This window comes from Thiocapsa sp. UBA6158 (assembly GCF_002423035.1).
In the GTDB taxonomy this organism is placed as follows: Bacteria; Pseudomonadota; Gammaproteobacteria; order Chromatiales; family Chromatiaceae; genus Thiocapsa.
This window is the reverse complement of sequence record NZ_DIUM01000005.1, coordinates 55,319-80,894: the sequence shown is the minus strand read 5'-3', so window position 1 is coordinate 80,894 and position 25,576 is coordinate 55,319. Positions and strand designations below refer to the sequence as shown.

General features: G+C 64.6%; 23 protein-coding genes and 1 pseudogene. 13 read left to right on the top strand and 11 right to left on the bottom strand.

Annotation, left to right across the window (positions count from 1 at the left end):
* Positions 1 to 90 precede the first annotated feature (90 nt).
* The 3 genes from B4N44_RS01180 to B4N44_RS01170 all read right to left on the bottom strand — a co-directional run bounded on the left by B4N44_RS01180 (position 91) and on the right by B4N44_RS01170 (position 1,700).
* Positions 91 to 363: a type II toxin-antitoxin system Phd/YefM family antitoxin gene (locus B4N44_RS01180; RefSeq protein ID WP_093187797.1), complete on the bottom strand. Its 273-nt coding sequence runs from the start codon at positions 361 to 363 to the stop codon at positions 91 to 93.
* Between the two features lie 717 nt (positions 364 to 1,080).
* On the bottom strand, positions 1,081 to 1,233 hold the full coding sequence (locus B4N44_RS01175; RefSeq protein ID WP_296695945.1) for a DUF4351 domain-containing protein: 153 nt from the start codon (positions 1,231 to 1,233) through the stop codon (positions 1,081 to 1,083).
* On the bottom strand, positions 1,230 to 1,700 hold the full coding sequence (locus B4N44_RS01170; protein WP_296695942.1) for a DUF2887 domain-containing protein: 471 nt from the start codon (positions 1,698 to 1,700) through the stop codon (positions 1,230 to 1,232). Before B4N44_RS01170 ends, B4N44_RS01175 begins: the two co-directional genes overlap by 4 nt.
* A 280-nt stretch (positions 1,701 to 1,980) precedes the next feature.
* Between B4N44_RS01170 and B4N44_RS01165 the strand changes: the two genes are divergently transcribed.
* Positions 1,981 to 3,909, top strand: coding sequence for a nucleoside-diphosphate sugar epimerase/dehydratase (locus B4N44_RS01165; RefSeq protein WP_296695940.1), 1,929 nt, complete (start codon positions 1,981 to 1,983; stop codon positions 3,907 to 3,909).
* Positions 3,910 to 3,944: 35 nt separating this feature from the next.
* Here B4N44_RS01165 and B4N44_RS01160 read toward each other — a convergent pair whose 3' ends face one another.
* Positions 3,945 to 4,829: a phosphoribosylaminoimidazolesuccinocarboxamide synthase gene (locus B4N44_RS01160; protein ID WP_296695937.1), complete on the bottom strand. Its 885-nt coding sequence runs from the start codon at positions 4,827 to 4,829 to the stop codon at positions 3,945 to 3,947.
* A 248-nt stretch (positions 4,830 to 5,077) separates the two neighbouring features.
* On the opposite strand from B4N44_RS01160, the gene B4N44_RS01155 reads away from it, so the two are divergent.
* On the top strand, positions 5,078 to 5,464 hold the full coding sequence (locus tag B4N44_RS01155) for a RidA family protein (protein ID WP_296695934.1): 387 nt from the start codon (positions 5,078 to 5,080) through the stop codon (positions 5,462 to 5,464).
* 286 nt (positions 5,465 to 5,750) lie between these two features.
* On the top strand, positions 5,751 to 6,812 hold the full coding sequence (gene mltB, locus B4N44_RS01150) for a lytic murein transglycosylase B (protein WP_296695931.1): 1,062 nt from the start codon (positions 5,751 to 5,753) through the stop codon (positions 6,810 to 6,812).
* A 151-nt stretch (positions 6,813 to 6,963) separates the two neighbouring features.
* Here the strand turns inward: mltB and B4N44_RS01145 are convergent, their stop codons facing one another.
* Positions 6,964 to 7,380, bottom strand: a complete 417-nt coding sequence (locus tag B4N44_RS01145) for a secondary thiamine-phosphate synthase enzyme YjbQ (protein WP_296695927.1) — start codon at positions 7,378 to 7,380, stop codon at positions 6,964 to 6,966.
* A 123-nt stretch (positions 7,381 to 7,503) separates the two neighbouring features.
* Here B4N44_RS01145 and recG point away from each other — a divergent pair, with 123 nt between their 5' ends.
* A complete protein-coding gene (gene recG, locus B4N44_RS01140; protein WP_296695925.1) occupies positions 7,504 to 9,627 on the top strand; it encodes an ATP-dependent DNA helicase RecG in 2,124 nt (707 codons plus the stop codon).
* A 255-nt stretch (positions 9,628 to 9,882) separates the two neighbouring features.
* Positions 9,883 to 10,284, top strand: a complete 402-nt coding sequence (locus B4N44_RS01135; RefSeq protein WP_296695922.1) for a hypothetical protein — start codon at positions 9,883 to 9,885, stop codon at positions 10,282 to 10,284.
* Between the two features lie 143 nt (positions 10,285 to 10,427).
* Here B4N44_RS01135 and B4N44_RS01130 read toward each other — a convergent pair whose 3' ends face one another.
* Together B4N44_RS01130 and B4N44_RS01125 are read right to left on the bottom strand one after the other, a co-directional pair.
* Positions 10,428 to 11,390 carry a serine hydrolase gene (locus B4N44_RS01130; RefSeq protein WP_296695919.1) on the bottom strand — a complete coding sequence of 321 codons (963 nt, stop codon included), beginning with the start codon at positions 11,388 to 11,390 and terminating at the stop codon, positions 10,428 to 10,430.
* Between the two features lie 323 nt (positions 11,391 to 11,713).
* Positions 11,714 to 12,073, bottom strand: coding sequence for a TusE/DsrC/DsvC family sulfur relay protein (locus tag B4N44_RS01125; protein WP_296695913.1), 360 nt, complete (start codon positions 12,071 to 12,073; stop codon positions 11,714 to 11,716).
* Positions 12,074 to 12,418: 345 nt separating this feature from the next.
* Between B4N44_RS01125 and B4N44_RS01120 the strand changes: the two are divergent.
* Positions 12,419 to 13,311: pseudogene (locus B4N44_RS01120) on the top strand (GDP-L-fucose synthase family protein).
* 149 nt (positions 13,312 to 13,460) lie between these two features.
* Positions 13,461 to 14,516, top strand: coding sequence for a GDP-mannose 4,6-dehydratase (gmd, locus tag B4N44_RS01115; protein ID WP_296695910.1), 1,056 nt, complete (start codon positions 13,461 to 13,463; stop codon positions 14,514 to 14,516).
* A 129-nt stretch (positions 14,517 to 14,645) separates the two neighbouring features.
* Here gmd and narL read toward each other — a convergent pair whose 3' ends face one another.
* Both narL and B4N44_RS01105 read right to left on the bottom strand, forming a co-directional pair.
* Complete coding sequence (gene narL, locus B4N44_RS01110; RefSeq protein ID WP_296695908.1) at positions 14,646 to 15,305, bottom strand: two-component system response regulator NarL; 660 nt, start codon at positions 15,303 to 15,305, stop codon at positions 14,646 to 14,648.
* Positions 15,302 to 17,275, bottom strand: coding sequence for a histidine kinase (locus B4N44_RS01105; protein WP_296695906.1), 1,974 nt, complete (start codon positions 17,273 to 17,275; stop codon positions 15,302 to 15,304). Before B4N44_RS01105 ends, narL begins: the two co-directional genes overlap by 4 nt.
* A 229-nt stretch (positions 17,276 to 17,504) precedes the next feature.
* Here B4N44_RS01105 and B4N44_RS01100 point away from each other — a divergent pair, with 229 nt between their 5' ends.
* The 6 genes from B4N44_RS01100 to moaA all read left to right on the top strand — a co-directional run bounded on the left by B4N44_RS01100 (position 17,505) and on the right by moaA (position 22,202).
* Positions 17,505 to 18,380 carry a Crp/Fnr family transcriptional regulator gene (locus B4N44_RS01100; protein ID WP_296695904.1) on the top strand — a complete coding sequence of 292 codons (876 nt, stop codon included), beginning with the start codon at positions 17,505 to 17,507 and terminating at the stop codon, positions 18,378 to 18,380.
* 128 nt (positions 18,381 to 18,508) lie between these two features.
* Positions 18,509 to 19,087, top strand: coding sequence for a DUF302 domain-containing protein (locus B4N44_RS01095; RefSeq protein ID WP_296695900.1), 579 nt, complete (start codon positions 18,509 to 18,511; stop codon positions 19,085 to 19,087).
* 119 nt (positions 19,088 to 19,206) lie between these two features.
* Positions 19,207 to 20,163, top strand: coding sequence for a permease (locus tag B4N44_RS01090; RefSeq protein WP_296695897.1), 957 nt, complete (start codon positions 19,207 to 19,209; stop codon positions 20,161 to 20,163).
* A gap of 160 nt (positions 20,164 to 20,323) precedes the next feature.
* A complete protein-coding gene (locus tag B4N44_RS01085) occupies positions 20,324 to 20,557 on the top strand; it encodes a thioredoxin family protein (protein WP_296695894.1) in 234 nt (77 codons plus the stop codon).
* Between the two features lie 37 nt (positions 20,558 to 20,594).
* Entirely contained in the window at positions 20,595 to 21,116 is a 522-nt protein-coding gene (locus B4N44_RS01080) for a disulfide bond formation protein B (RefSeq protein ID WP_296695891.1), read from the top strand.
* A 99-nt stretch (positions 21,117 to 21,215) separates the two neighbouring features.
* Positions 21,216 to 22,202 carry a GTP 3',8-cyclase MoaA gene (moaA, locus tag B4N44_RS01075; protein ID WP_296695888.1) on the top strand — a complete coding sequence of 329 codons (987 nt, stop codon included), beginning with the start codon at positions 21,216 to 21,218 and terminating at the stop codon, positions 22,200 to 22,202.
* 36 nt (positions 22,203 to 22,238) lie between these two features.
* On the opposite strand, the gene topA is transcribed toward moaA, so the two are convergent.
* The gene (gene topA / locus B4N44_RS01070) at positions 22,239 to 24,548 is read right to left on the bottom strand and encodes a type I DNA topoisomerase (protein WP_296695884.1); all 2,310 of its coding nucleotides are present in this window, start codon (positions 24,546 to 24,548) and stop codon (positions 22,239 to 22,241) included.
* Between the two features lie 542 nt (positions 24,549 to 25,090).
* Positions 25,091 to 25,567 carry a DUF494 family protein gene (locus tag B4N44_RS01065; RefSeq protein ID WP_296695880.1) on the bottom strand — a complete coding sequence of 159 codons (477 nt, stop codon included), beginning with the start codon at positions 25,565 to 25,567 and terminating at the stop codon, positions 25,091 to 25,093.
* Positions 25,568 to 25,576 lie beyond the last annotated feature (9 nt).

The window sequence follows — 25,576 nt, the reverse complement described above, 5'->3', positions numbered from 1 at the left end:
ACTCAAAGTTGTGTATAATGGGATGAGTTAAGCCATGAAGCCTGAGGCTCGGTTGAAACGGATCCTGACGCAGTTGGACCAGTGTGAAGCTCATTCAACCTCGTCCCGATCCAATTGCCGCATCAAGGCATCGACATCCTCGTATCGATTCACCCGACCGGCCTTCAGGTCCTCCAGAGACGCTCGAAGATTCTCGCGGACGGCGCTTGCCTGGATCTCCAGCAGTTCCTGAAAGCGCTCTTCGGTCAGGACAACATACTGCGGACGATTGTTCTTGATGATATGTACAGGCCCTTGACGCAAGGCTTCGTCGACAGCCGCAATGCCGCGGCGCTTGATCTCCTGGGCGGGAATGCTGTTCATGCTGGACTCCAGTACGTAAATTAGTACCGACTTGAGCGCCGATACGTGGTCTTGTCAACACTCGGTTTCCCCGCCTTATCCCTACCGATGAGGTAGAAATTGGAAGTGGCGACCTGACCCGATCCGGCGTAAGCTCGGGGTCAGGTCTTGACATGTGACTAGTTTCGCTCATGGCTTTGGTTCGCTCATGCGGCAAGTTCGGCGCCGAAACAGCTGTTCCCCCGCCTGAGCCAGGGCCGGGGTCAAATCTTGACTCTTGCCATTCGCGGGCCCCGGGGTCAGTCACAAGTGGGGCACCGTACGTTTATATCCTGCGTACACTTCGTTGTAGGCCTTGTCGGCTGGCATCAGGTTAGGCTCGTTTGACCAATGCGGCGATGGCGTCGGAGGGAGGTGCTCACGGGCGCAATCATTGGCTGATCAAGGAGCCAGGAGACTGAAAGTAATGAAAGTAAGGCGCAAACGAAAAGCTCGGGGTCACGAAAAGCTCGGGGTCAGGTCTTGACTCTTGCCATGAGAACAGAAACGGGAACAGGTTTATCTTCTCGCTCATGGCTTTGGTACGCGCATGCTCGCGAAAAGCTCGGGGTCAGGTCTTGACTCTTGCCATGAGAACAGAAACGGGAACAGGTTTATCTTCTCGCTCATGGCTTTGGTACGCGCATGCTCGAAACTCGGCACCGAAACAGCAGATCCCCGCCTGCACCGGCTCACCCTTCAACCGCACTCGGGACCAATCAGGTCTTCCACGTTCGCGGCATCGAAGATGCCGTCGAGCCAAACGTCCAGCTGCGCAATCCCGGCCGCGTCGATCCGCCGCTCCGCCCAGGCCGGGACAGGGCCGAAACGGCGCGTCAATAGGCGCTTCAATGTATTGGCCTTGCCCTCGGCCTCGGACCTCGGCGGGCACCGCGGCCGCCTGCACGGTGCGCCACAGCGTCGGGGCGCACGCACGCAACTCGGCATTCGTCCTCGATCAGCAGGGGCGCAAAGACCGCCACACAGGGGTTGTCCGGCTCGCGCGCCAACCAGTCCGGCAGGATCGCACGCAACGACACACACAGCAGCGGCGCGTCGGCTCGGTTCGCCCAGCTCGGACAAGGCGGCACATCCTGCTCGCGCAGGAAGACCCCGACGCCCACCACTTCGCGCTCGGGATGCGCTTCGCCGTAAAGACCGATCTGCGTGAGCAGATTGTACCAAGCCCTCCCGAGGGCCTGACTTCGGAGTTCGACCACATAGACCGGCCCGGCGTGCCCCTCGGGCTCGAAAATCCCGTCCAGGCGCCGCTCCAGACCCTTGATGGTCAGCGAGCAGAAACGGTAGTCGCCTTCCAAGCTCGGCGGCGGCCTCCAGGGTCTCGACCGTCAGGTTGGTCAGCAGGCGCCACTCGATCGGTCGCTCAAGGGTCCGAGACCGGCGATCCCCTGGCCGTTGAAAGCCAGCTCCGTGGTGTCCTGCAGACACGACATTTGAACCCGAGGCAGCAGTGTTACCATAGGCGACATCGCCGCCGCCCGCCGGAGTAACCGTGGAAAGCCCGTTTGCGACGCCCCGTCACCCGTCGGGCCAGATCTTCGCCTCAATGCCGACAAACCCGAGCGCAGGCCTTCCGCGATGAAGGTTTGGCTCCAGCGCGCGCGCTCCCGCCTCCTGGTGTTCCTGCACGACATGCTGATGATCCCGGTGGCCTGGGGTCTGGCGTATTGGATGCGCTTCAATCTCGCGTACGTGCCGCCGGAGTTCATCGACGAGGCGATCGAGACACTCCCGCTGGTCGTGCTGGTGATCGGCTCGATCTACTGGATGTTCGGGCTCTATCGAGGGGTCTGGCGTTTCGCGTCGATGGACGATCTGGTGCGAATCGCACAGGCGGTGCTGGTCGGCACGACGTTGCTCCTCTTCGTGCTTTTCGCCTTCAACCGAATGGCCTATATCCCGCGGTCATTGCCGGCACTGTTCGTGATCTTCCAGCTCATGCTTCTGGCCGGGCCGCGGCTCCTCTATCGCTGGATGAAGGACCGACGTCTGGATTTCAGCGGCGGGAAGCGGGTCTTGATCGTCGGCGCCGGGCGTGCGGGCGAGATGCTGGTCCGTGACCTGTTGCGCGATCGCCATTCGGGCTATGTCCCGGTCGCCTTCGTCGACGACAAGCCGCATCGGCAGGGAGGCGTGGTGCACGGCGTGCCGATCCGCGGCACGACCCACGACATCCCGCAAGTGGTCGAGACCTTCGGGATCGACGTCGTCCTCTTGGCCGCGCCGAGCGCATCCGCGCAGGAGATGCGGCGATTGGTCGGGCTCTGCGAGTCGGCCGGGCAGCCCTTCCGCACGGTGCCCCAGATCAAGGAGCTGATGGCCGGTCAGGTCAGCGTGAATCAACTGCGCTCGGTCTCGATCGAGGATCTGCTCGGGCGTGAGCCGGTGACCTTGGATTGGGACGGCATTCGGCAGGGTCTGGCGGATCGCGTGGTGTTGGTCAGCGGCGCGGGCGGCTCGATCGGCTCGGAGCTCTGTCGCCAGTTGCGCCGCTGCGCAGTGCGTCGGCTGATCCTGATCGATCATGGCGAATACAACCTGTATCGGATCGAAACCGAGCTGCTCGACAGCCCGAACCCGCCGGTCTTGGCCCGTTACCTCGTGGATGTCACCAACGCGGTGGCGATCAACGACCTCTTCAAGCAGCTGCGGCCGGATGTCGTGTTCCATGCCGCGGCTTACAAGCACGTTCCACTCCTGGAGGACCAGATCCAGGCGGCACTGCTCAACAACGTGATCGGGACCCGGATCATCGCCGGCGCCGCGGATGTGTGGGGCTGCGAGCGTTTCGTGCTCATCTCGACCGACAAGGCGGTCAACCCCTTCAACGTCATGGGGGCAAGCAAGCGTTTCGCGGAGCTGCTCTGCCAAGATCTCCAGACCCGCTCCGCCTGTCGCTTCATGACGGTGCGATTCGGCAATGTGTTGGGGTCGGCCGGCAGCGTGGTGCCGCGTTTCCAGCAACAGATCGAGCGCGGCGGGCCGGTGACCGTCACCCATCCCGACATCGAGCGTTTCTTCATGACGATCCCGGAGGCCTGCCAGCTCATCATGCAGGCGGCGGTGATCGGCAAGGGCGGCGAGACCTTCGTGCTCGATATGGGCGAGCCGGTGAAGATCCGCTATTTGGCCGAGCAGATGATCCGACTGTCCGGACGGATACCTGAGCGCGATATCAAGATCGAATACACCGGGCTTCGCCCCGGCGAGAAGCTGTTCGAGGAGCTGTTCTATCCCTCCGAGGGTTTCGCCGATACCCCCCACCCACGCATCCACATTGCACGCCGGACCGAGGCACCCGGTGCGGATTTGCTCGAATCCGCCTTGAGCGATCTCGGCCAAGCCCTGGCCGATCGCGACGACGAGGCGGCCAAGGCCGTTCTCGGACGTGTTGTCCCGGACTGGAATTTCGCGCAGGGGAAAGATGCCGCCCTCCCCCTGCATGCATGTACTGTAGGGGCGACTTTAGTCGCCCAAGAGCCTCGTGAGGAAGGGCTGGGCGACTAAAGTCGCCCCTACGTCGCCTCCGCCTCGCGTGCGGATCAGGGGCGCGTCAAGCGCTCCTCGGCCTCGCGGTATTTGGCGGCGGTCCGGTCGATGATCTCCTGCGGCAGCATCGGCCCCGGCGGGGTCTTGTCCCAGTCGAGCGTCTCGAGATAATCGCGCACGAACTGTTTGTCGAAGCTCGGCGGGCTGGTGCCTGGCCGGTATTGATCGGCCGGCCAGAAGCGCGAGGAGTCGGGCGTGAGCACCTCGTCGATCAGATGCAGCCGCCCCTCGTCGTCGAGGCCGAATTCGAATTTGGTGTCGGCGATGATGATGCCGCGCTCCAAGGCGTACTCCGCGCAATCGCGATAGATGGCGATGCTGACGTCGCGCACCTGCGCCGCCAGTGCGGTGCCGAGCAGCCGCTCGGTGTGGGCGAAATCGACGTTCTCGTCGTGCCCGCCGATCTCGGCCTTGGTCGACGGGGTGTAGATGGGCTCGGGCAGACGGTCGGCCTGATGCAGACCGGGCGGGAGCGCGATACCGCAGACCGCACCGCCGTGCAGATAGTCCTTCCAGCCCGAGCCGATCAGATAGCCGCGCACGATCGCCTCGACCGGAAGCGGCGTCAGGCGGCGCACCACCATGGCGCGATCACCGAGTTGGGCCAGCTCATCTGGATCCTCGACGAACGCCGAGACCGAGATATCGGCGAGATGATTCGGCACCAGCCGCGCCGTGCGCGCGAACCAAAAGCGCGAGACCCGTGTCAGAACCTCGCCCTTGCCGGGGATCGGCTGCGGAAGCACCACGTCGAACGCGGACAGACGGTCGCTCGCGACCATCAAGAGATGCTCGTTGTCGATCTCGTAGAGATCGCGGACCTTGCCGCGTCCGATCAGGCGCAGCTTGGCGAGGTTGGACTGATGGAGTGCGTTCATGGCGTGTGATCCGGAAGTTGGAAGGCGAGAGTATAACGGGTTGCTTGCATGGTGGCGGGAGGGTTGGGCTTTCAGCCGCCAGCCGCCAGCCATCAGCTCTCAGCCACCAATCCACAGCTTTCGGGCTTCACCCTTCACCTTTAACCTTTCGCCTTTAACCTCTGCACGACGCACCTTGGCGCAAACCCCCGCGCTGCATTAGGCTCACGCCGATGTCGTCGGATACCCATACGCAACGGAGTCACCACATGCCAAAAAGCATCATCAAGACCGATCAGGCCCCGGAGGCGATCGGGACCTACTCTCAAGCGGTTCGTGTCGGCAACACCGTCTATCTGTCCGGCCAGATTCCGCTCGTGCCCGAGACCATGGAGTTGGTCTCGGACGACATCGAGGCGGAGATTCGGCGAGTCTTCGACAACCTGCGTGCGGTGGCGCATGCGGCGAACGGCAGTCTGGCGGATGTCGTGAAGCTCAACGTCTTCCTGACCGATCTCGCCCACTTCCCGTCGGTCAATCAGGTCATGGCCGGATACTTCCAGGAGCCCTATCCGGCACGGGCGGCGATCGGCGTCGCAGCCCTGCCGAAAGGTGCGCGGGTCGAGATGGACGCGATCATGGTGCTGGCTGACTAAACTGCGTCCAAAGCGCACGATGCTCATTTTCGAGTGAGCTCGACGTTTGGGGTGTCCACGACCCTTAGCGTGGACGCGGTTTAAAATTATGAATTTTTTTAATATCTTAAACCGCGCCGACTCCAGCGGTCGTCAAGTCCGCCGGGGCCGATCCCATCCAAAGACATTGCATACCGCGCCGGGCGCGGTTTAACAGCACAATCGCGAGCTAAATTCATCGCTTGAATTGCTTTACTGAAAAACTGCTTTACTATAGCGGGCACCGATTTTTTGTCCTGGATTGCCCATGCGTGTTGTCTGCTCGATCGCTGCCCTGCTGTGTTTGACCCTGGTTGCGGGCTGCGGCTCCCAGTCTACTCGCCTGGGCGAGATCGCGGAAGGATCCCCTGATCCGTCTTCCGGCTCCGCGAGGGTGAGCGGTGATTTCGCAGGGTATCCGGGGGTCGAGCCCTTTATTCGCCGCATGCAGCAGCAGGGTTTCGCGCCGAATCAGGTCGCCGCCGTTCTCTCCGGTGCGAAGCGCGAGCAGTGGATCATCGACGCGATGGATCGCCAGGCCCCGCCCCCGAGCACCGGGCCGACCGGGGCCTGGATCCGTTATCGCGCCAAGTTCCTGACCCCGGAGAACATCGCCAACGGCGTGCGTTTCTGGCAGCACAACGAGGCTGCGCTGAACCGGGCGAGCGCGCGTTACGGTGTGCCGCCTGAATACATCGTGGCCATCATCGGTGTGGAGACCCGCTACGGCGGTTATATCGGGAAGACCCGCATCGTCGACGCCCTGGCGACCCTGTCCTTCGCCTATCCGCGCCGCGCCGATTACTTCTCGGGCGAGCTGGCATCCTTCCTGGTCATGACCAAAGAGGAGGGGATCGATCCCTTCGGTCCGCGCGGCTCCTATGCCGGTGCGATGGGTCTCGGGCAGTTCATGCCCTCGAGCTTCCGCGACTATGCCGTGGACTTCGACGGCGACGGAGATCGCGATCTGTGGAATCCGACGGATGCGATCGGCAGCGTCGCCAATTATTTCAAATCGCACGGTTGGCAGGCCGGCGTGCCGGTCGCCGTGCGCGCGAACGTGCAGTCACCCTCGGGCGCCCGCGCCATGAAGTCGGGCTTTGCGACGCGCTACAGCTTGAGCGAGCTCGCAGGCCGCGGAATCACCCCGGCCGGCTCACTCGGCGGCGCCTCGCAGGTGAGTTTGCTCGAGTTCGATGTCGGCACCGGCTACGCCTATTGGCTGGGGGCGCAGAATTTCTACACCATCACCCGCTACAACCACAGCAGCTACTACGCGATGGCCGTGCACCAGCTCGCCCGCGCAATCGCGGAGCGCAAGGGCGGGTAGCGCGGGGAGCGGGTCTCGTCTCTTTCGGATCTCGCCTCGGCGGCACGGGTCGAAAGCACCTAAACCGCGTCCAGGGCGAGACGCTGATTCTCGAGTGCCTTCGAGGTTTGGTGCATCCGCAGCCCTCAACGGGGACGCGGCTCAACCGACCTCACTCGCCCTGAAGGGTTAAGGTGATCCGGCGTCGATGCCCGCGGGTGCGGTGCTCGTAGAGATAGAGGCCTTGCCAGGTCCCGAGCGCGCAGGCACCGGCGCTGATCGGCAGCGTCAGCTCGACCTGCGTGAGGATGGCCCGGATGTGGGCGGGCATATCGTCCGGTCCCTCGTCGCTGTGCTCGAAGAGCCGATCGCCGTCGGGAACCAATCGGGCCATGAAGGCCTCGAGGTCGCTCCGCACGGTCGGGTCGGCGTTTTCGCAGAGAATCAGGGATGCGCTGGTGTGATGGACGAAGACGTGACAGAGTCCGATCCGGACTCCCGAGGCCCGAACCTGTTGCTGGACGCTCCGGGTGATGTCGTAGGTGCCCCGGCCATGCGTGGTGACCGTGAGCGACTCTTGCAGGATCATAGTATCTCGTGAAATGGGTGGGTTCGTGAACCGCGCGAAGGATGCGATGGACGGCCGAATGATTCCCGGTCCGGGGCGCGATTGTATCGGACTTGCGCGCACCCGCGAGGACAGCGTCAAACCGTGACCGACAACACCTCGGGGTCGTCCGAAATTCCATCGCTTCCGACCCCCTCGCTCGACACCATCCCGGTGGAGCGGCTCAAACGGGTCGGTCCGCGCGTGGCCGAGCGTCTCGGCAAGCTCGGTGTGCGCACCCTTCAGGACCTCCTCTTCCATCTGCCCCACCGCTATCAGGACCGCACGCGTTTGGTCCGGATCGCCGAGCTGCGGCCGGGCGACGAGGCATTGGTCGAGGGCGAGATCCAGGAGGTCGAGCTCTCGGGCGGGCGCCGCCGCTCGCTCAAGGTTTGGGTCTCGGACGGCGGGTTCGGCGGGCTCATGCTGCGGTTCTTCCATTACTCCAGGCAGCAGATCGATGCACTCAAGCCCGGCGTGCGGCTGCGCTGCTACGGCGAGGTTCGGCAGGGGCCGAGCGCCTTGGAGATGGTGCATCCCGAGTATCGCATTCAGTCCGAGGAGCCGGGCGCGATCGAGGAGCGCTTGACGCCGCTCTATCCCTCGACCGAGGGCCTGCAGCAATCCTCGTGGCGCGGTCTGACCGACCAGGCGTTGGCGCTCTTGGCCTCGCAAGCGCCGCGCGAGTGTCTGCCCGAGGAGGTGTTGCTCCCTTTGGGTCTGCCGGGCTTGGTCGAGGCGCTGATCTATCTGCACCGCCCCCCTGTCGATGCCGACCCCGAGGATCTGATCGAGCGCCGTCATCCGGCCTTCCGCCGGCTCGCGTTCGAGGAGCTGGTCGCCCATCAGGTCAGTCTGCGACGGCTGCGTGCCGCCCAGCGGGCGATCCTGGCGCCTGCACTTGCGGGTGACGGTGCCCTGCGACGTCAACTGCTCGAGGCCTTGCCTTTTCGTCTGACCGCCGCACAGGAACGCGTCGTCGCCGAGATCGCGGCCGATCTGCGGGGTGACCGCCCCATGCAGCGCCTGCTCCAAGGCGATGTCGGGGCCGGCAAGACACTGGTCGCCGCGCTCGCCGCGCTCCAGGCGATCGAGTCCGGTGCCCAGGTCGCCTTGATGGCGCCGACCGAGCTCTTGTCCGAGCAGCATCGACGCGGCTTCGCGGGTTGGCTCGCCCCGCTCGACATCGAGCCCGTCTGGCTGGTCGGGCGACACAAGGGTCGCGAGCGAGCCGGCTTGCTCGAGGCCATCGCCAGCGGCCGGGCGCGTATGGTGATGGGCACCCACGCGCTCTTTCAGGAGGACGTGGTCTTCTCGGATCTGGGTCTCGTCATCATCGACGAGCAGCACCGCTTCGGCGTGCACCAGCGTATGCGTCTGCGCGCCAAGGGGGGCGGCTCCGGCGGTGCGCCGCATCAGTTGATCATGACCGCGACACCCATCCCGCGCTCGCTCGCCATGACCGTCTATGCGGATCTCGATCTGTCGGTCATCGACGAGCTGCCGCCCGGACGCACGCCCATCGTCACGGTGGCGGTCCCGGACACGCGTCGCGAGGAGGTGATCGCGCGCGTGGAGCAGGCCTGTGCGCAGGGGCGCCAAGCCTATTGGGTCTGCACCCTGATCGAGGAGTCCGAGGCGCTGGAGTGCCAGGCTGCCGAAGAGACCGCGCGTCAGCTGGCCGAGAGCCTACCCGACATCCGCATCGGCCTGGTGCATGGGCGCATCAAGGGGCCCGAGCGCGAGACGGTGATGGCCGCCTTCGCCGCCGGAGATCTGGATCTCCTGGTCGCAACCACCGTGGTGGAGGTCGGCGTCGATGTCCCGAACGCCAGCCTCATGATCATCGAGAACCCCGAGCGGCTCGGTCTTGCCCAGCTGCATCAATTGCGTGGACGGGTGGGACGCGGGTCCGTCCAAAGCCACTGTGTGCTGCTCTTCCATCCGCCCCTGTCGATCGCGGCGCGCGAGCGTCTGGGCATCATCCGCGCCGCCGAGAGCGGTTTCGAGATCGCCGAGCGCGATCTGGCCATGCGCGGAGCGGGGGAGGTCTTGGGTACGCGCCAGACCGGTGCCGTGCAGTTTCGCGTCGCCGACCCCCTGCGCGACCAACATCTGGTCGCCGCCGCGCAACAAGCGGCCGACCTGATCCTGGCACGCTATCCCGATCGGGTCGAACCCTTGATCCAACGCTGGCTCGGATCACGCGAGCTGTGCGGGAGCGTGTGAGCCTCGAGACATGAAGAGCGCCGGGCCGATGCTCCCGCCCGGGATCCCGAGTCTCCTGCGCTGCTCGAGGTCGCGAGCAGCTTAAAGAGCCGCCGCAGGCGTAGTAAGTTCCAGGTCAGCGGCTCGGTCAGCAGTTTGCGCAAGCCCATGCCCCGGCGCTCCGCGCCACGTGACGCCGCGCCCGAAGTTACGAACCAGGTACGCCATCGGTATATCATTGGCACTCCGAGATCAATCTAAGCGGGGAGTGTTTCGATGGATCGCGCGAGTGAAAGCCAAGAAATTTGGGTGTTTTCAACCCTGGTGGTGGGGTTTGCCTTGTCGTTTTTGACCGCCGTGGTGCCCCACCTCGACGGCGCCTATCGGCTCGAGCCCTTGATGCTGGCGGCTTGGATGATCCCCTATATCATCCTGTCGGTGATCGTATGGTTTCTGCGTGGTCCGGTCCGGCTGCGTACCATCCTCGGCGTGGTCTGGATACAGCTGCTGACCGTGCTGATACAGCGCGCGATCCTCGGTGACCCCGATGGTCTGTCGCTGTTTCTGATACCGCTCGCGACCGCGCTCGGCCTGCTGCTCCTGGTTCCTCAGTTGTGCGGGCGCATGGAGGACGGGCCTCTGGGGCCGATCTGCGGGCGGCTCCTGAAGCGGCGCTAACCGTCGTGAAGGTCATTAAGGCATAGGGGCGGCTTCGGCCGCCTTGAGCGGCAGGCGCTGCACCGATGTAGGGGCGGCTTCAGCCGCACTCAGCCGGTTTGCGGTGCGCGGCTCGGCGGAGGCGGCTAAAGCCGCCCCTACCTTCAGACGAGCCGGTAACGGCCCTTCATGTCCTGGTAAACCAGGTTCGACACGCGCCGGATGACGTCACCCCGGCTGCGGATCCAAGCGCCGTAGTTTTCGGCGCGGCTCGGTCGCTCGATAATGCCGACCACCGTGTAGGCGTGATTGCGCCCGCGCTGATCCGGGATCTCGATGACCCCCATGTCCCCGCAGAGCATCGCGGTCGAGCCGGTCTTGTTGTAGACCTTCGCCGCCGCGGGTAAGCCGGCCAGGCCCTTGGACAAGCGGTCGCCGCCCGGTAATGCCATCATGCGCAGCAGCTCTTTACTGTTGGGCATGCGGCCGTCCCAGACCGAGATCAGGAAGCGGCTGTAGTCGTGCGCCGAGGCCTGGTTGCGATAGGTCTGGCCGGTCGTCGGGATCTTCTCGACGATCCGGGTCTCTTGGAAGACCGCGGGCGCGCGCTGCTTCAGCACCAACTCGACATCCGCGGGTCCGCGGCGTGACTGGTGCTGGCTGACCAGATCCATGATCCGGTTGGTGTCCGGGTTGCTGCTGCGCTGGAGCATCCGCTCCATGCATTGGCGGACATCCTCCGAGTAGGCAACCCGGCCGCGCGAGCCATCCATCTGGAAGAAATAGGCCTGCGCGACGAGCGGCTTGATCATGCTCGCCGCTTGTCGCGGCACGCCCTCGTTGATCGAGACGATCTTCTTGCGGGCGGTGAAATCGTACACTGACCAAGAGGTCTTCTCGTTCGGCTGGAGCAGGCCCTGTCGGCGCAAGCTCGTCACCATCTCCACGACCTGGCGCTGCAGTGAGGTTCGGTTCGAGGCCGCCTCGGCGAGGCCGGGTACCCCTCCGGCCAAGAGTCCCGCAGAGGTCGCGGCAAGTGTTGCAAGAAAGGTGCGTCGATCGGGACGAAACGGATGCTCGTCTTCGGCGATCGGCAATTCATCGACGTGATTGCGCTCGTACATCATCGGCTCCCCCCGTGATCCGGATTCAGCCTGCGGCCGCCTGCCGGTCCGGGTGAGCAGTGATTGGAAGCATCACCGGCCGGCGTCGCGAAGCGTCCGCAACAGGCTTCAGCCTCGGACCTCCCCAAGCGAAAGGCGGTAGCAGTTCGAGGCCAAGGATAGGCGGGTCTTCACGGATTGGCAAGAAAACGCCGATGAAAAAACCTGATATGTCAGACGGATTGCGTCCGTTATTGATCAGAGTTCGGACGAATCCTGTCGGCCTCTTTCGCGATGTCGGCGGGGTGGCCGACATCGCGGCGGCGCTGACCGCAACTCGAGCGCCCTTACTGGACGCTCCCGAACGACTTGTCCACCGCGCCCGACGGGGCCTGGAGCCCGGCAAAGCGACAGCCTTGCGCGACCGGGCCGCCCGGGAAGATCCCGTAGAGATACTTCAGGCCGCCGCGGCCATGGAACGCCTCTTCGAGCGCGTCGTGAAGATCCCGCACATTGGGTTTCTCGTGACGTGCGAAATAGTCCTGCAACGCCTTGATCATGTCCCAGTGATCGTCGCTCAGCGTCACCGCGTCGGCTTGAGCCGCCGCAACCGCGTGCTCGCGCGTCCAGTCGTCCGGCGCGTCCGGAAACGCGGCATCGCGTACGACGGAGCCCGGATTCATGATCTCACCCATGCTTTGTGCCACGATCGTTACCTCCTGAGAATGAATGATTGGTCGTCGTTGCAGCGCCGGATGCCGTCATCCGCAGCGCTGTGCCCGACGCTGCGATCCGGGTGGCCGGTAAGCCGTTCCGATATCGCGCTCGGTATGCATGAGTGTCGAACCTGACGGGGGTTGCGTCAACCGGTTCGCCGGGATCCGGCGCACACACGCCGGCGATTCGCGGATTCTTGTCGCGCAAGGCTGGTGAGCCGACCCAAGAGGGCGCTACCCTACGCCATCGCGAACACACACGTATTCAAAACGGAGATCGGCGTGAGCAAGCAGGACAAGGTCGAGCCGAGGGTCTATGTCGCCGGACATCGCGGCATGGTGGGTGCCGCCATCGTGCGCCGTTTGGAGGCCGCGGGCGTCTCCGACATCCTCGCGCGCAGCCATCGCGAGCTGGATCTCGCGGAGACCCGGGCGGTCGATACCTTCTTTGCCGAGACGCGCCCGTCTCGGGTCTATCTGGCGGCGGCCAAGGTCGGCGGTATCCAGGCCAACAACAGCTTCCCGGCCGAGTTTATCCATCAAAACCTGATGATCGAGGCCAACATCATCCATGCCGCTTGGCGCAACGGCGTGGAGCGTCTGCTCTTTCTCGGCAGCTCCTGCATCTATCCGCGCCTCGCCCCGCAGCCGATCACCGAAGAGGCACTCTTGAGCGGTCCGCTCGAGTCCACCAACGAGCCCTATGCCATCGCCAAGATCGCCGGGATCAAGCTCTGCGAGTCCTACAACCGCCAATNNTCTACGGACCCGGCGACAACTTCGATCTGGAGAACAGCCACGTCATCCCGGCGCTGATGCGCAAGTTTCACGAGGCCAAGACCCGGGGCGCGCCCGCCGTGACCGTCTGGGGAACCGGTACGCCGCGTCGGGAATTCCTGCATGTCGACGACCTCGCCGACGCCTGCGTGCACCTCATGGAGCTTGCGCCCGAGACCTACCGGGCACACACCCGGCCCATGTGCTCCCACGTCAACGCCGGGGTCGGCGAAGACGTCAGCATCCGCGAACTCGCCGAGACCATGCGCGAGGTCGTCGGCTTCGAAGGCGAGATCCGGTTCGACACCGACAAACCCGACGGCACCCCGCGCAAGCTCCTTGACGTGAGCCGTCTCGCCACACTCGGCTGGACCGCGCGCACCCGGCTTCCCGAGGGTTTGGCTCAGACCTATGCCTGGTTCCTCGACCACCGCGACGCGCTCAGGACTTAGGACATCGGGGGTGGCGTTGCGCCGGCCGTCAGGGCGGCGCAAGAGGTCGACTGCAAGTCGACGACCCCGGGGACCGGGGAGGCGGGCGTCGTGCGGTGCCGGCCCAACGGCAAGCCTACACAATTTGATATCGACATCGGGGTAAGGACATGACGACCAAGAAGGCGCTCATCACGGGCATCACGGGACAAGACGGGGCCTACCTGGCCGAGCTGCTGCTTTCCAAAGGCTACGAGGTGCACGGCATCAAGCGGCGCACCTCGCTCTTCAACACGGACCGCATCGACCATCTGTATCAAGATCCGCAGCAGAGCGAACGGCGTTTCATCCTGCATCACGGCGACATGACCGACTCTTCGAGCCTGATCCGCATCATGCAGCAGGTCCAACCCGACGAGCTCTACAACCTCGCCGCCCAGAGTCATGTCGCCGTCTCCTTCGAAGAGCCCGAGTACACGGCCGACTCGGACGGCATCGGAACCCTGCGCCTGCTCGAGGCGATCCGCATCCTCGGCCTCGAGCGCAAGACCCGCTTCTACCAAGCGTCCACCTCCGAGCTGTACGGCAAGGTCCAGGAGGTGCCCCAGAGCGAGACCACGCCCTTCTACCCGCGCTCGCCCTACGCGGTGGCCAAGCTCTATGCCTACTGGATCACGGTNNGCATCCTCTTCAACCACGAAAGCCCGCGACGCGGCGAGACCTTCGTCACACGCAAGATCACCCGTGGACTCGCACGCATCAAGCTCGGTCTGCAGGAGCGGATCTATCTCGGCAACCTCGATGCACGGCGCGATTGGGGCCACGCCAAGGACTATGTCCGCATGCAATGGATGATGCTCCAGCAGGACGCACCCGAGGACTTCGTGATCGCCACCGGACACCAATACTCGGTGCGCGAGTTCGTCGCCGCCGCCGCCGCCGAGGTCGGCATCCGGATTCGCTGGGAGGGCGCCGGCCAGCTCGAGAAAGGCTTCGACGAGTCCACCGGCGCCTGCATTGTCGCCGTGGATCCGCGCTACTTCCGCCCGACCGAGGTCGAGACCCTCCTCGGTGACGCCACCAAGGCCCGCGAGCGCCTTGGTTGGTCCCCCGAGATCAGCTTCGCGGCCCTCGTCACCGAGATGATGCGCGAAGACCTCAAAGAGGCCGAAAAAGACGCCCTTTGCCGACGCGAAGGCTTCAGCGTCGCCGAACGGCACGAGTAATCCGCCCTTGCCTACGTCATCGACGGTTTGCGGACGGCGGACGGCGGCGGGGGCGACTTTAGTCGCCCACGCCCCGTCAACCAAACACCACCGGGCGGCTGAAGCCGCCCCTACCTTGCGTGTCGCGGATCAGAGATCTTCGGGGGCGGATTGGCGAACGGCCCAGACGGCGGCTTCGACGCGGGTTCTGAGCTTGAGTTTCTTGAGGACGTGTTTGACGTGGACCTTGACGGTCCCGAGCGAGAGGTCCAACTCCCGGGCGATCAGTTTGTTGCTCAGTCCCTCGGCGAGCAGGCTCAGCACCTGTTGCTCGCGCGGCGTCAGACCGGCCTCCAGCGGACTCACCGGGCGGCTGTCGTGGCAGAGCGCCCGTGCGATCAGCTCGGTCAACCGCTGGCTGATCACCAAGCGACCCCGGCCGGCGGCGAGCAGCTGCTCGAGGATATCCTCGGGCTCCATGTCCTTGAGCAGATAGCCGTCGGCACCGGCGCGCAGTGCGGCGACCACGTCCTGCTCGCTGTCGGAGACGGTGAGCATCACGACCCGCGCGTCCAGATCGGCGCGGCGCAGACGTTCCAGGGTCTGGATGCCGTTCATGCCCTTCATATTGAGGTCGAGCAGGATCAGGTCCGGCAGACACCGGGTCGCGACGCGCACGCCCTCCTCCCCGTCGCCGGCCTCCCCGACCAACACCAGCTCGGGCGCCATCGCGATGAGATCGGACACGCCCTTTCGGAAGAGCGGATGGTCGTCGATGAGGACGACGGCGGTGCGTGTGTCGGTCGTCATGAGGTCTGCACCATCTCGATGACCCCTGCATCGCTGACCTCGGCGTCGATGTCTCGGGTTCGTCGGCTCGGGAAGGTCAGGCGAACACGTGTCCCGCCGTGCGGACCGGGCACGATCTCGATGACGCCGTCGAGGCCGGCGGCACGCTCGCGCATGATGTTCAGACCATGATGACCGTGCGGGACGGCGTGCGGCTCGATGCCGCGGCCGTCGTCGTCCAGGGTGACGCGGATCCCCGCGCCACCGGCCGCCAAGCGCAGCAAGGCATGCGCCGCCCCGGCATGACGCACGACGTTGGACAGGGCCTCGCGGACGATCTGCAGCACATGGATCTCCTCGTTGGGGCTCAGCAGCACGGCGGGGAGCCGATTGTCCAGGCAAATCTCGGTGGTCCCGCGCGCGCGATACTCGGCCACTGTCGCCTCCAGCGCGGCATTGAGCCCGCGATCGTCCATCTTGAGCCGAAAGGTGGTCAGCAGCTCGCGCAACTGACGATAGGCGTTGTTGACGCCCTCGCGCAGCTCGGCGAGCACGGCGCGCGTGCGCGCGGGCTCCGCGCCCGCACCGAGGAGTGCATCCAGGCGCGAGGCCTGAATCTTGAGGTAGGAGAGCGACTGTGCCAAGGAGTCGTGCAGCTCGCGTGCGATCACGCCGCGCTCCTCGAAGAGCGCGAGACGCCTGCCGTCACGCTGGCGCCGATGCAGACTGAGCGCGGTGCCGACGAGCGTGGCGAGCGAGGCCAAGAGCCGTCCTTGCCAGGGCGGCAGTGACTGGTCGTGATCCAGCTCCACGATCAGCACACCGAAGGGCCGATCCTGCTCCGCCACAACAAAGGATACGGGCGGTCGACGCTCGCCCCGCCCGAGCGTGCGCAGCAACGGATGAAAGGGCTCGGCCTCGCGACAGACCGAGCAGCCGTCGCTCGAGCAGGCAAAGCGCTGCTCGCCCTCGGCTGTCGCGGTCACGCACGAGCGGGCGTCCTTTCGATGGGGATCCGGATCCGGGCATCGATCCGGCGCTTCGTCCAGACAGAGTGTGACGGCCCGAAGCCGCAACTTGACCCGGATCTCCTGCAGGACACGCTCGAACATGGGTGTGGAGATCGGCGCCTCGTGAAGCGCCTGAGCCACGCCGTAGAGTAGCTCGAGTGTCTGGTTGGAGCGCTCGAGATCACGGGTCTTCTCGGCAACCCGACCCTCCAGGTCCGTGTAGAGCTGCGACAGGTCCGCGGCCATGCGATTCATGGCCTCGCCGAGCCGGCCCAGCTCGTCGCTGCCGGTGAATCGGGTACGCCGCGTGAAATCGCCGCGGCGCGACCCGTCCGCGCACTCCAACAACTCCGCGAGCGGCTGGATCACCCGTCCGATGACCAGGACCATGGTCACGAGCACCACGAGCACCGTCAGGACCAAGGCGACTGCTTGCACGACGCGCAGCATGGCCAGGCGCGCCTCCGTGATCCGCTCCAGCTCCCCGACCAACACGTCGATCTGCGCGACGAAGCCATCGACATGCCCCACATAGACCATCGCCGGGGGATCCCGGGACGCGCTCGGATCAAGCGCGCGCAACCGCGCGATGTCCGCCGAGACGAGCGGGCGCATGCGCGCGTTCCAATCCACACGGATGCGCTCGTAGGCGGCACCGATCTCTTTGCCGGCACGCCGCGGGATGATGTCGGCAAGGCGCGGACTGGCCAGACGTTTCTCGAGCTCCTCGGCCAGTGCGGCGACCTGATCGGCACGCAGGCCGGCCGGGGCACGCACGTCGGCCAGCGCCATCCCGATGCGATACGACTGCATCCGCAGCGACCCGGCCTGGTTCACGGCCGCGGCAAACCCCTCCGTCGCCCGGCCCACGCTGGCGCCGATCGCCATGCTGAGGATCGCCAGAACGACGACGAGGGTCATCAACAGACCCACGCTGAGCAGGATCGAGCGATGGAACGGACGCGGCAGAAGAGAGCTCATATCGATCACCCCCGCATTCCAGCCCAGTCGCGCCCAACGCGAAAGGGGATACCTCCAAAGAATCATGACCGACTCGAACCCGGCGCAGCAGGGACTCGGATCGGAACAACCACAAGGATTCTCAACAGCTTGATACTCTACCACCCCTACTCCTAGAGAGGTATTTCCGGGCAAACCGGTCAGTCGTTTCACGCCTTGTTGTAAATGACTCGGTCGATAGACTCAAGCGATGAACGATATCGACCGCGCCTTTAATTTCCTGCCTTACCTGCGCGACGTCCCTGCCTTTGCCGCACTCGGCGACGCGCCCGCCCGCTTCATCGCCGGCGGCAGTCAATTGCGCACGGCGACACGGGGTCAGATCATTTGCGAGAAGGGCAGCCACGCGAGCGGTTTCCAGTGTCTCTTGGACGGGCGGATCAAGCTCGCCGCGCTCTCCCCCCTGGGGGCCGAGCGGGTGCTGGACATCCTCCAACCCGGCCGAGTCTTCGGTGTCGCGGCCGTCCTGCTGGATGAGCCCTACCCGGTCTTCGCCGAGTCGATCTGCGAGAGTCGGGTCCTCGTGGTCGGACGCGAGCGCATCCACACGGCCATCGCCGAATGGCCCGAGGTCGCGGCCGTCATGCTCAAGCTGGTCGCCGGGGATGTTCATCGGCTTATCCATGATCTGGAAGCCTGCTGCCTGATGACGGCGCGTCAGCGGCTGACCGACTTCCTGATCAAGCAGGGTCGCTGCAGCTGCGCTTCGGGCGATCGCGCGGTCGTGGTCCTGCCGGCGGCCAAGGCGCTGATTGCATCCAACCTCAACATCAGTGCCGAGACCTTCTCGCGCGAACTCCATGAGCTGGCCCATCGCGGTCTGGTCGCGATCGAGCGGCGGACCATCCTGATCCCCTCGGTGGATCGCTTGGCGGCCTTCGTGTTCGACGACCCGATTGCCGAGCCCGGCGCACGCCAGCGCGGCGAGCGTAGCGGGCTGACGTCGCCCTCGATCGGGCTGCGAACGGATCCGGGCGTCGCCCGAGACGCCGGTGATGGGTACAATCGACGATCAACAGGTCGGAAACAAGCCGACCGACGTGCGCTCGGTATAGACGCGTCCTGACCGCACCGCGCTCGATGACGCTGCACCGCTTGTCTCCGAGCCCTGACCCGACGGCGGCCGCGTCCGCGGCACGACACCACGGATCGAGCCGTTCACGAGGCGGCCGACATCATCACGGGGGATTTGCAGTGAAGATCGTTCGCAACCTGCTGGCCGTCATCGGCTTCTTGACCCTTGTCGGGGTCGGCGTCTTGTCTTGGCGCGTCGCCCCGATCCTCGGTGAGTTCGACCCCGAATATCCACGCGTCTACGGCGAGTTCGCCTCGCGCCTGCTCTCGACCGGCGATCCAGGCGTGGCCATGATGTGGGCGATTCCGGTCGAGGAAGGACTGAGCCCGGACGACGTCATCGAGTCCATGAAAAGCATCGCGGTCTCGCGCAACCTGCTCTTTGTCGGCGAATCGCCTTTCTATAAGCAGATCGAGGCGATCACGGGCGAGTCCTATCGCTACGTCAATTTTCTCTCCTTCTGCGATGCCCGAGTCGGTCGACAGATGCTCGAGTATCGCAACGAGTACAGCGGCTTCATGCCCTGCCGCATCGCCTTGGTCGAAGACAAGGAGGGGCGCCTGACGCTCTACAGCATGAACCTGGACATGATGATCCACGGCGGTCGGGAGCTTCCCGAGGAGCTCAAGGCCTCCTCGCTGAAGGTCCGCGACACCATCCGGGCGATCATGCAAGGCGGTGCGACCGGAGAGTTGTGATCCGCAAAGCCGCAATCACGAGCGTCGGGATCCGGCCGTTCGTGACATCGCACAATCCAGATATACGGAAAATCGTATAGAGTAGACGCCAATGATCAACGCCACAGAGGCGCACCTCGGTGTTCGATACACTCGGCGATCTCCTCGTCTACCGTCTGCTGGGTATCGACCCGGCGAGCCATCTCGGCGCTGCGCTGCATTTCTTCGTCATGGACACGACGAAGATCTTCTTCATGCTGGTCATCATCATCTATGTCATGGGGCTGTTCCGGGCGCTCCTCTCGCCCGAGCGCGTGCGCGCCTATGTGCGCGGCAAACCCGAATGGGCGGCGCGCTCGACCGCGGTCGGGTTGGGCGCGGTCACGCCCTTCTGCTCCTGCTCGTCGGTGCCGCTCTTCATCGGCTTCGTCGAGGCCGGCATCCCGCTCGGCGTGACCTTCTCCTTCCTCATCGCCAGCCCCATGATCAACGAGGTCGCGGTGGTCATCTTGATCGGGATCCTGGGCTGGGAGGTGACGCTGATGTATGTCGCCGCCGGGTTGACGGTCGCCTATGTCGGAGGCCTCGTCATGGAGCGCTTCAGACCCGAGCGCTGGGTCGAGCCCTATGTCTGGCAGATCCACATGGGCGAGCTGAAGATGCCCGAGCCGGATACCTCGCTGGCCGGGCGCCATCGCTACGCCATGGGCGAGGTCCGTGAGATCCTGCGGCGTCTCTGGAAATGGGTGCTGCTCGGCATCGGCGTGGGCGCACTCTTCCACGGCTACGTCCCGGAGGAGTGGGTCGTGGAGCACCTGGGAGGGACCGACAATTGGCTGGCGGTCCCGGGTGCGGTTCTGCTCGGAATCCCGCTCTATTCCAACGCGACCGGGGTGATCCCGGTTGCCGAGGCCATGCTGGGCAAGGGTGTTGCGATCGGCACCACGCTGGCCTTCATGATGAGCATCGCCGCGCTCTCGCTGCCCGAGATGATCATCCTGCGCAAGGTCATCCGCTGGCCCGGACTGGCGCTCTATGCGGGTGTCCTGGCCGTGGCCTTCATCCTGGTCGGCTACGGCTTCAATCTATTGGCGTAGAATGCGCTGCGATTCCCGGGAGTCGGGCTTGAGAGGAACTCGCGGAACGAGTATTGAGGGCGGGGATGTCTCCAGTGCCGACGGGGCGACTGAAGTCGCCGCGTTGTCCCGACATGTTGGTTGCTTTCCCGGAAATCACCTAAAGGATACGAGCAGTGCTATGAAAGAAGTCAAGATCTTGGGTTCAGGCTGCGCGAACTGCAAAGCGACCTACAAGGTGGTCGAAGAGGCCGCGAAGGCGAAGGGCGCCGAGATCGCCCTCGAGAAGGTCGAGGATCTCGGCCGAATCATGGGTTACGGCGTCATGTCGACACCCGGTGTGGTCATCGACGGTCAGGTGGTGCATGCCGGCGGGGTTCCGGATCGCAAGACGGTCGAGGGATGGTTCAGCTGATGACGTTCTCCGCCCGCCCTGCCTGCAAGGCATCGAAATGACAGGCCCGTCCCCTCGCCTGCTTTGGGGCTTGACGGCCGGCGGTTGCGCCATCGCGGTTGCGTCGAGCTTTGTCATGACCGACTGGCTCGCGTTGGATCCCTGTCATCTGTGCATCTTCCAACGCCTGCTCTTCATGGTGCTCGCGGTGCTGGCGCTCGGAGCCTCGCTGGGCACGGGACGCACGGGAGCGGCTGTTCTCGGGCACCTGCTCGGCGCTTTGACCCTGCCGATCGCGGCCACGGGAATCGGTGTCGCGGCCTACCAGAGCTGGCTTCAGATGCAGCCGCCGGGGAGCGTTTCCTGTGTGGCGGGCGCGCCCGGATTGATCGAGCAGTGGGTCGAGTGGCTCGGCGAACAGGCACCGGCGCTGTTCATGGCAACTGGCTTTTGCGAGAACGAAGGCGCCCTGATTCTCGGCCTGTCGTTGGCGAACTGGGCCTTGCTCGGCTTTGCCCTCTGCCTCGGTGCCGGTGTTCTGGCGCTGATTCGAAGCCGCCCCGGGACGGGGATCCCATGACCCTGGATCCGAGCCGACACGTTCGGTTTGTGTTTGTGTTCGCCGCGCCCGAGCGATGAACCTCGGGTGCCTTCTCCTGCATCCACCGGATCACATCGCATGAACGAGCAAACCCTGACCGACCCGTTCGGCCGACGCATCGCCTATCTGCGGCTTTCCGTCACGGACCGCTGCGACCTGCGCTGCGGCTACTGTCTGCCGAAGGGATTCAAGGGCTTCGAGGAGCCGGAGCACTGGCTCACCTTCGAGGAGATCGGTCGGGTGGTCGCCGCCTTCACGGCACTCGGGGTCCGACATGTCCGTATCACGGGCGGCGAGCCCTTGGTGCGCCGGAATCTGCCGGAACTCGCCGAGCGTCTCTCCGCCCTGCCCGGCCTCGACGACCTCTCCATCTCGAGCAACTGCACCCGCATGGATGTGCTGGCCGAGCCGCTGCACCGCGCCGGCGTGCGTCGCCTCAACGTCAGCCTGGACAGCCTGCGCCCGGAGGTCTTCAAGGAGGTCACGGGAGGGGATCTCGAGAGGGTGCTGCGCGGGATCGCTGCCGCCCGCCAGGTCGGTTTCGCGCCGATTCGCGTCAATACGGTCGTGATGCGCGGCGTGAACGACGCGGAGATCGAAGACATCCTCGACTACTGCGCGGAGAAGGGTTTCACGCTGCGTCTGATCGAGACCATGCCGATGGGCGCGACCGGCCGCGGCGCTCGGGAGCACTACCTGGATCTGCAGAGCGTGCGGAGACGTCTCGAGCAGCGCTTTGAGCTGATCCCGGACATCCTGCCCGGCGGCGGCCCCGCGCGCTATTACCGCGTCGGGGCCACCGAGACCCGGATCGGCTTCATCACCCCGATCTCGCAGCACTTCTGCGAGACCTGCAATCGTGTGCGCCTGACCGTCGACGGCACCCTCTATCTATGCCTGGGCCAAGAGAACAGCTATGCGCTGCGGCCGCTGCTGCGCGACGGGATCGGGGAGGCGGATCTGATCGCCCATCTGCGAAGCGCCATCGCGCTGAAACCCGAGCGCCATGAGTTCGGGGAGCGCCCGGAGAAGATCATCCGCTTCATGTCGGCAACGGGCGGCTGAGCGGGGCTGTCGTGCCTCGCTCCGGCCCGGCACAACCTACGCCGATTCGGCCGCATCTTCGGCGTGATCCTCCGGGATCGCCTCCCGGAAACCGCATTCCTTTTGAGGACATACCTTGAAGGCCCCTTTCGTCTTGGTGGTCTTGATCGTCAAGACCGCCCAGCCGCACTTGGGGCAAGGCTCGGCGATCGGCTCATCCCAGACCGCGTAGTCGCATTTGGGATACGTCGAGCAGGAATAGAAGATCTTGCCCTTGCGTGATTTCTTCTTCTGCAGCGTCCCCTTGGTGCATTTGGGGCAGGTCACGCCCGTGTCTTCGGGCTTCTCCAACGGCTCGATGTGCTTGCAGGTCGGGTAGGCGCTGCAGCCGATGAACTTGCCGTAACGTCCGCGCTTGATCTCGAGTGGGGAGTCGCAGAGCGGGCAAGTGCGGCCCTCGATCAGTTCGGGTGCATCCGCCTCGGCCTTGTCGGGGTTGAGGTCGCGCGTGTAGTCGCACTCGGGATAGTTGGTGCAGCCGATGAAGCGCCCGTTGCGTCCGAGCCGGATCGACAGCTGACCGCCGCATTTGGGGCAGGTCTCGTCGATGCGCTCCTGGGTGACGTCGCTGCGCTTGACCGACGCCTCGGTGTGGTCGACGCGCTCCTTGAAGGGCTTCCAGAACTGCTCGAGCAGGGGGATCCACTCGCCCTCGCCGCGCGAGACCGCATCCAGGTCGTCCTCGAGACGCGCGGTGAAATCGTAGTCCACGTAGGATGTGAAATATTCGGTCAGGAAGCGGTTCACCACCCGCCCGACGTCGGTCGGCAGGAAGCGCTTGGCGTCCAGGACCACGTATTCGCGATCCTGAAGTGTGGAGATGATGGAGGCGTAGGTCGAGGGGCGACCGATCCCGTATTCCTCCAGTGCCTTCACCAGCGATGCCTCGGAGTAACGCGGCGGCGGCTCGGTGAAATGCTGCTCGGGGCGGATGGCGAGCAGATCCACCCGATCTCCGGCCTTCATCTCGGGGAGCATGCGCTCCTCGTCGTCGTCGGCGCCCTTGGCATCGTCGCGCCCTTCCAGATAGACGCTCATGAAGCCGGGCTCGGCGACCGTCGAGCCGGTCGCACGGAAGCGATTGCCCGCTCCGACGCTCAGGGTGATCGCAACCTGATTGATGAGCGCATGTGCCATCTGGCAGGCGAGGGTGCGCTTCCAGATCAGCTCGTAGAGCTTGAACTGATCCGCACTGAGATGGGCGCGGATCTCTTTGGGGACCTGATAGACCGAGGTGGGGCGAATCGCCTCGTGCGCCTCTTGGGCGTTCTTGGCCTTGGTCTTGTAGAACCTCGGCTGCTCGGGCAGATGATCGGCACCGAAGCGTTCCGTGACATAGGCGCGGACCTCGTCCAACGCCTCTTGCGCGAGATTCACCGAGTCGGTGCGCATGTAGGTGATGAGGCCGATCGGCCCGCCGCCGACATCCACGCCCTCGTAGAGCTGCTGGGCCACGCGCATGGTGCGCTGAGCCGTGAAGCCGAGCTTGCGCGCGGCCTCCTGCTGGAGTGTCGAGGTGATGAAGGGCGGCGCGGGATTGCGCTTGCGCTGCTTGCGCTCGACCTCCTCGACCTTGAGCGTGCCGGCGGCGGCCTGCTCGAGGGTCGCCTGGATGGTCGCGGCGCGCCCCCCGTCGACGACGGTGAACTGCTCGACCTTCTCGCCTTCGAACTCGACCAGCTTGGCGGTGAAGCGACGTGCATCCTTGGCGGCATCGGCCTCGATCGACCAGTACTCCTGGCGGACGAAGGCCTCGATCTCGTCCTCGCGCTCGCAGATCAGACGCAGCGCCGGGCTCTGCACCCGCCCGGCGGAAAGACCCCGTCGGATCTTCTTCCACAGCAGGGGCGAGAGGTTGAAGCCAACCAGATAATCCAGGGCACGACGCGCCTGCTGGGCGTTGACCAGGTCGTAAGACAGCTCGCGCGGGTTGGCGACCGCCTCTTGTACCGCTCGCTTGGTGATCTCGTTGAAGACCACACGAAACACCGGGCGCTTGCCGATCTGGCGGCGGCTCTTCAGCAGCTCGTAGAGATGCCAGGAAATGGCCTCGCCTTCGCGGTCCGGGTCGGTCGCCAGGTAGAGAGTATCGGCCTCCTTGAGCTTCTTGGCGATCGCCTGAACGTGCTTCTCGTTGCGATCGATGATCTGGTATTTCATCGCGAAGCCGTGCTCGGTATCGACCGCGCCCTCCTTGGGCACCAGGTCACGGACATGACCATAGGAGGCGATCACCTCGAAGTCAGGTCCGAGGTACTTCTTGATGGTCTTGGCCTTGGCCGGAGATTCGACGATGACGAGATTCATGATGTCTGCAAGCGAGCTGATCAGTGTCTCTAGGGTAAACCCGGTTCGCATCGGCGCGTCAAGGGGAGGCGAAGAGAGGGTCGGCGCCGAAAGGGCCGGTCGGATGGAAATTCAGGTCTCGGCGAGCTGCCCCGGAGGTCGGCAGGCGACTTGCAATTGTCCTCTTCCAGAGGCCTCGCTCGCACGACCGTCGCGCCAGGCAACGCCTGAAAGGAGAGGTAGATCGCGAACGCATGAGCAAAACGGAAATCGGTGCCGAAGCGCGTTCAGCGCGGTTCTCGAGTACGTCGCGTTGACCGCGACACTGCGGGCCGTCGGGCCGGCTGAAGAGGGCGACTGCAAGTCGTCTATCCCGGGGGGTGTCGCTGCTTCGCGACGACCGTCGGCGTCACTGCCGGCCGATCCTCTGCGCAGTCGGGATGGTGATTCCCGGAAATCGCCTGATACCTTGAACCGCGTCGACTCCAACGCCTGCTTAGGCGTGCGACGCAGCGCCGACTCGACAAGGCAGCAGGTCATGCCTGACGCGGTTCAATGGCGGTTCAATGCAGGTAAACCGGCTCGTCGTTGTACACCAAATCCTCCATTTGCGAGAAGGCATCCTCGCGACCGGGTCGGTTCATCAAGACCAACAAGACGACCCACTTGACCTCGTCGAGCCCGACCAGGGCGTGATCGATCGCGAGCAAGCGGTCGATCACCAACTCGCGGCTGACGGGGTCCAGAATCCCGTTCTGCTCCAGGAACAGCAGCAGACCGCGCGCCTCGACATCCAGCTTGCTCGTCTCCGCTGCGTTGTAGACGCGGATGGAGCCGAGGGTATGGTCGTGATACTGCGGGACATCCACACCCGCCGCCAGCTCGTCGAGCCAAAGCAGTGCCTTCTCGATCTCCGTCGGGGTGAAGCCGACCTGAGAAAGCTCGTCCTCGAGCGCACCTTGATCGGCCGGAGGCTGTCCGTCGCCGTCCATGTAGTTCTCGTAGAGATAGATCAGCACATCGACCATGTTTTCGTACATCAGCCAACC

What these genes read in the sequence shown, in the direction of transcription:
- B4N44_RS01180 (WP_093187797.1), bottom strand. Translation starts at nt 363, where the DNA reads ATGAACAGCATTCCCGCCCAGGAGATCAAGCGCCGCGGCATTGCGGCT.
- B4N44_RS01165 (WP_296695940.1), top strand. Translation starts at nt 1,981, where the DNA reads ATGAAGGTTTGGCTCCAGCGCGCGCGCTCCCGCCTCCTGGTGTTCCTG.
- B4N44_RS01160 (WP_296695937.1), bottom strand. Translation starts at nt 4,829, where the DNA reads ATGAACGCACTCCATCAGTCCAACCTCGCCAAGCTGCGCCTGATCGGA.
- B4N44_RS01155 (WP_296695934.1), top strand. Translation starts at nt 5,078, where the DNA reads ATGCCAAAAAGCATCATCAAGACCGATCAGGCCCCGGAGGCGATCGGG.
- mltB (WP_296695931.1), top strand. Translation starts at nt 5,751, where the DNA reads ATGCGTGTTGTCTGCTCGATCGCTGCCCTGCTGTGTTTGACCCTGGTT.
- B4N44_RS01145 (WP_296695927.1), bottom strand. Translation starts at nt 7,380, where the DNA reads ATGATCCTGCAAGAGTCGCTCACGGTCACCACGCATGGCCGGGGCACC.
- B4N44_RS01135 (WP_296695922.1), top strand. Translation starts at nt 9,883, where the DNA reads ATGGATCGCGCGAGTGAAAGCCAAGAAATTTGGGTGTTTTCAACCCTG.
- B4N44_RS01130 (WP_296695919.1), bottom strand. Translation starts at nt 11,390, where the DNA reads ATGATGTACGAGCGCAATCACGTCGATGAATTGCCGATCGCCGAAGAC.
- narL (WP_296695908.1), bottom strand. Translation starts at nt 15,305, where the DNA reads ATGACGACCGACACACGCACCGCCGTCGTCCTCATCGACGACCATCCG.
- B4N44_RS01105 (WP_296695906.1), bottom strand. Translation starts at nt 17,275, where the DNA reads ATGAGCTCTCTTCTGCCGCGTCCGTTCCATCGCTCGATCCTGCTCAGC.
- B4N44_RS01100 (WP_296695904.1), top strand. Translation starts at nt 17,505, where the DNA reads ATGAACGATATCGACCGCGCCTTTAATTTCCTGCCTTACCTGCGCGAC.
- B4N44_RS01085 (WP_296695894.1), top strand. Translation starts at nt 20,324, where the DNA reads ATGAAAGAAGTCAAGATCTTGGGTTCAGGCTGCGCGAACTGCAAAGCG.
- B4N44_RS01080 (WP_296695891.1), top strand. Translation starts at nt 20,595, where the DNA reads ATGACAGGCCCGTCCCCTCGCCTGCTTTGGGGCTTGACGGCCGGCGGT.
- moaA (WP_296695888.1), top strand. Translation starts at nt 21,216, where the DNA reads ATGAACGAGCAAACCCTGACCGACCCGTTCGGCCGACGCATCGCCTAT.
- topA (WP_296695884.1), bottom strand. Translation starts at nt 24,548, where the DNA reads ATGAATCTCGTCATCGTCGAATCTCCGGCCAAGGCCAAGACCATCAAG.
- B4N44_RS01065 (WP_296695880.1), bottom strand. Translation starts at nt 25,567, where the DNA reads ATGTACGAAAACATGGTCGATGTGCTGATCTATCTCTACGAGAACTAC.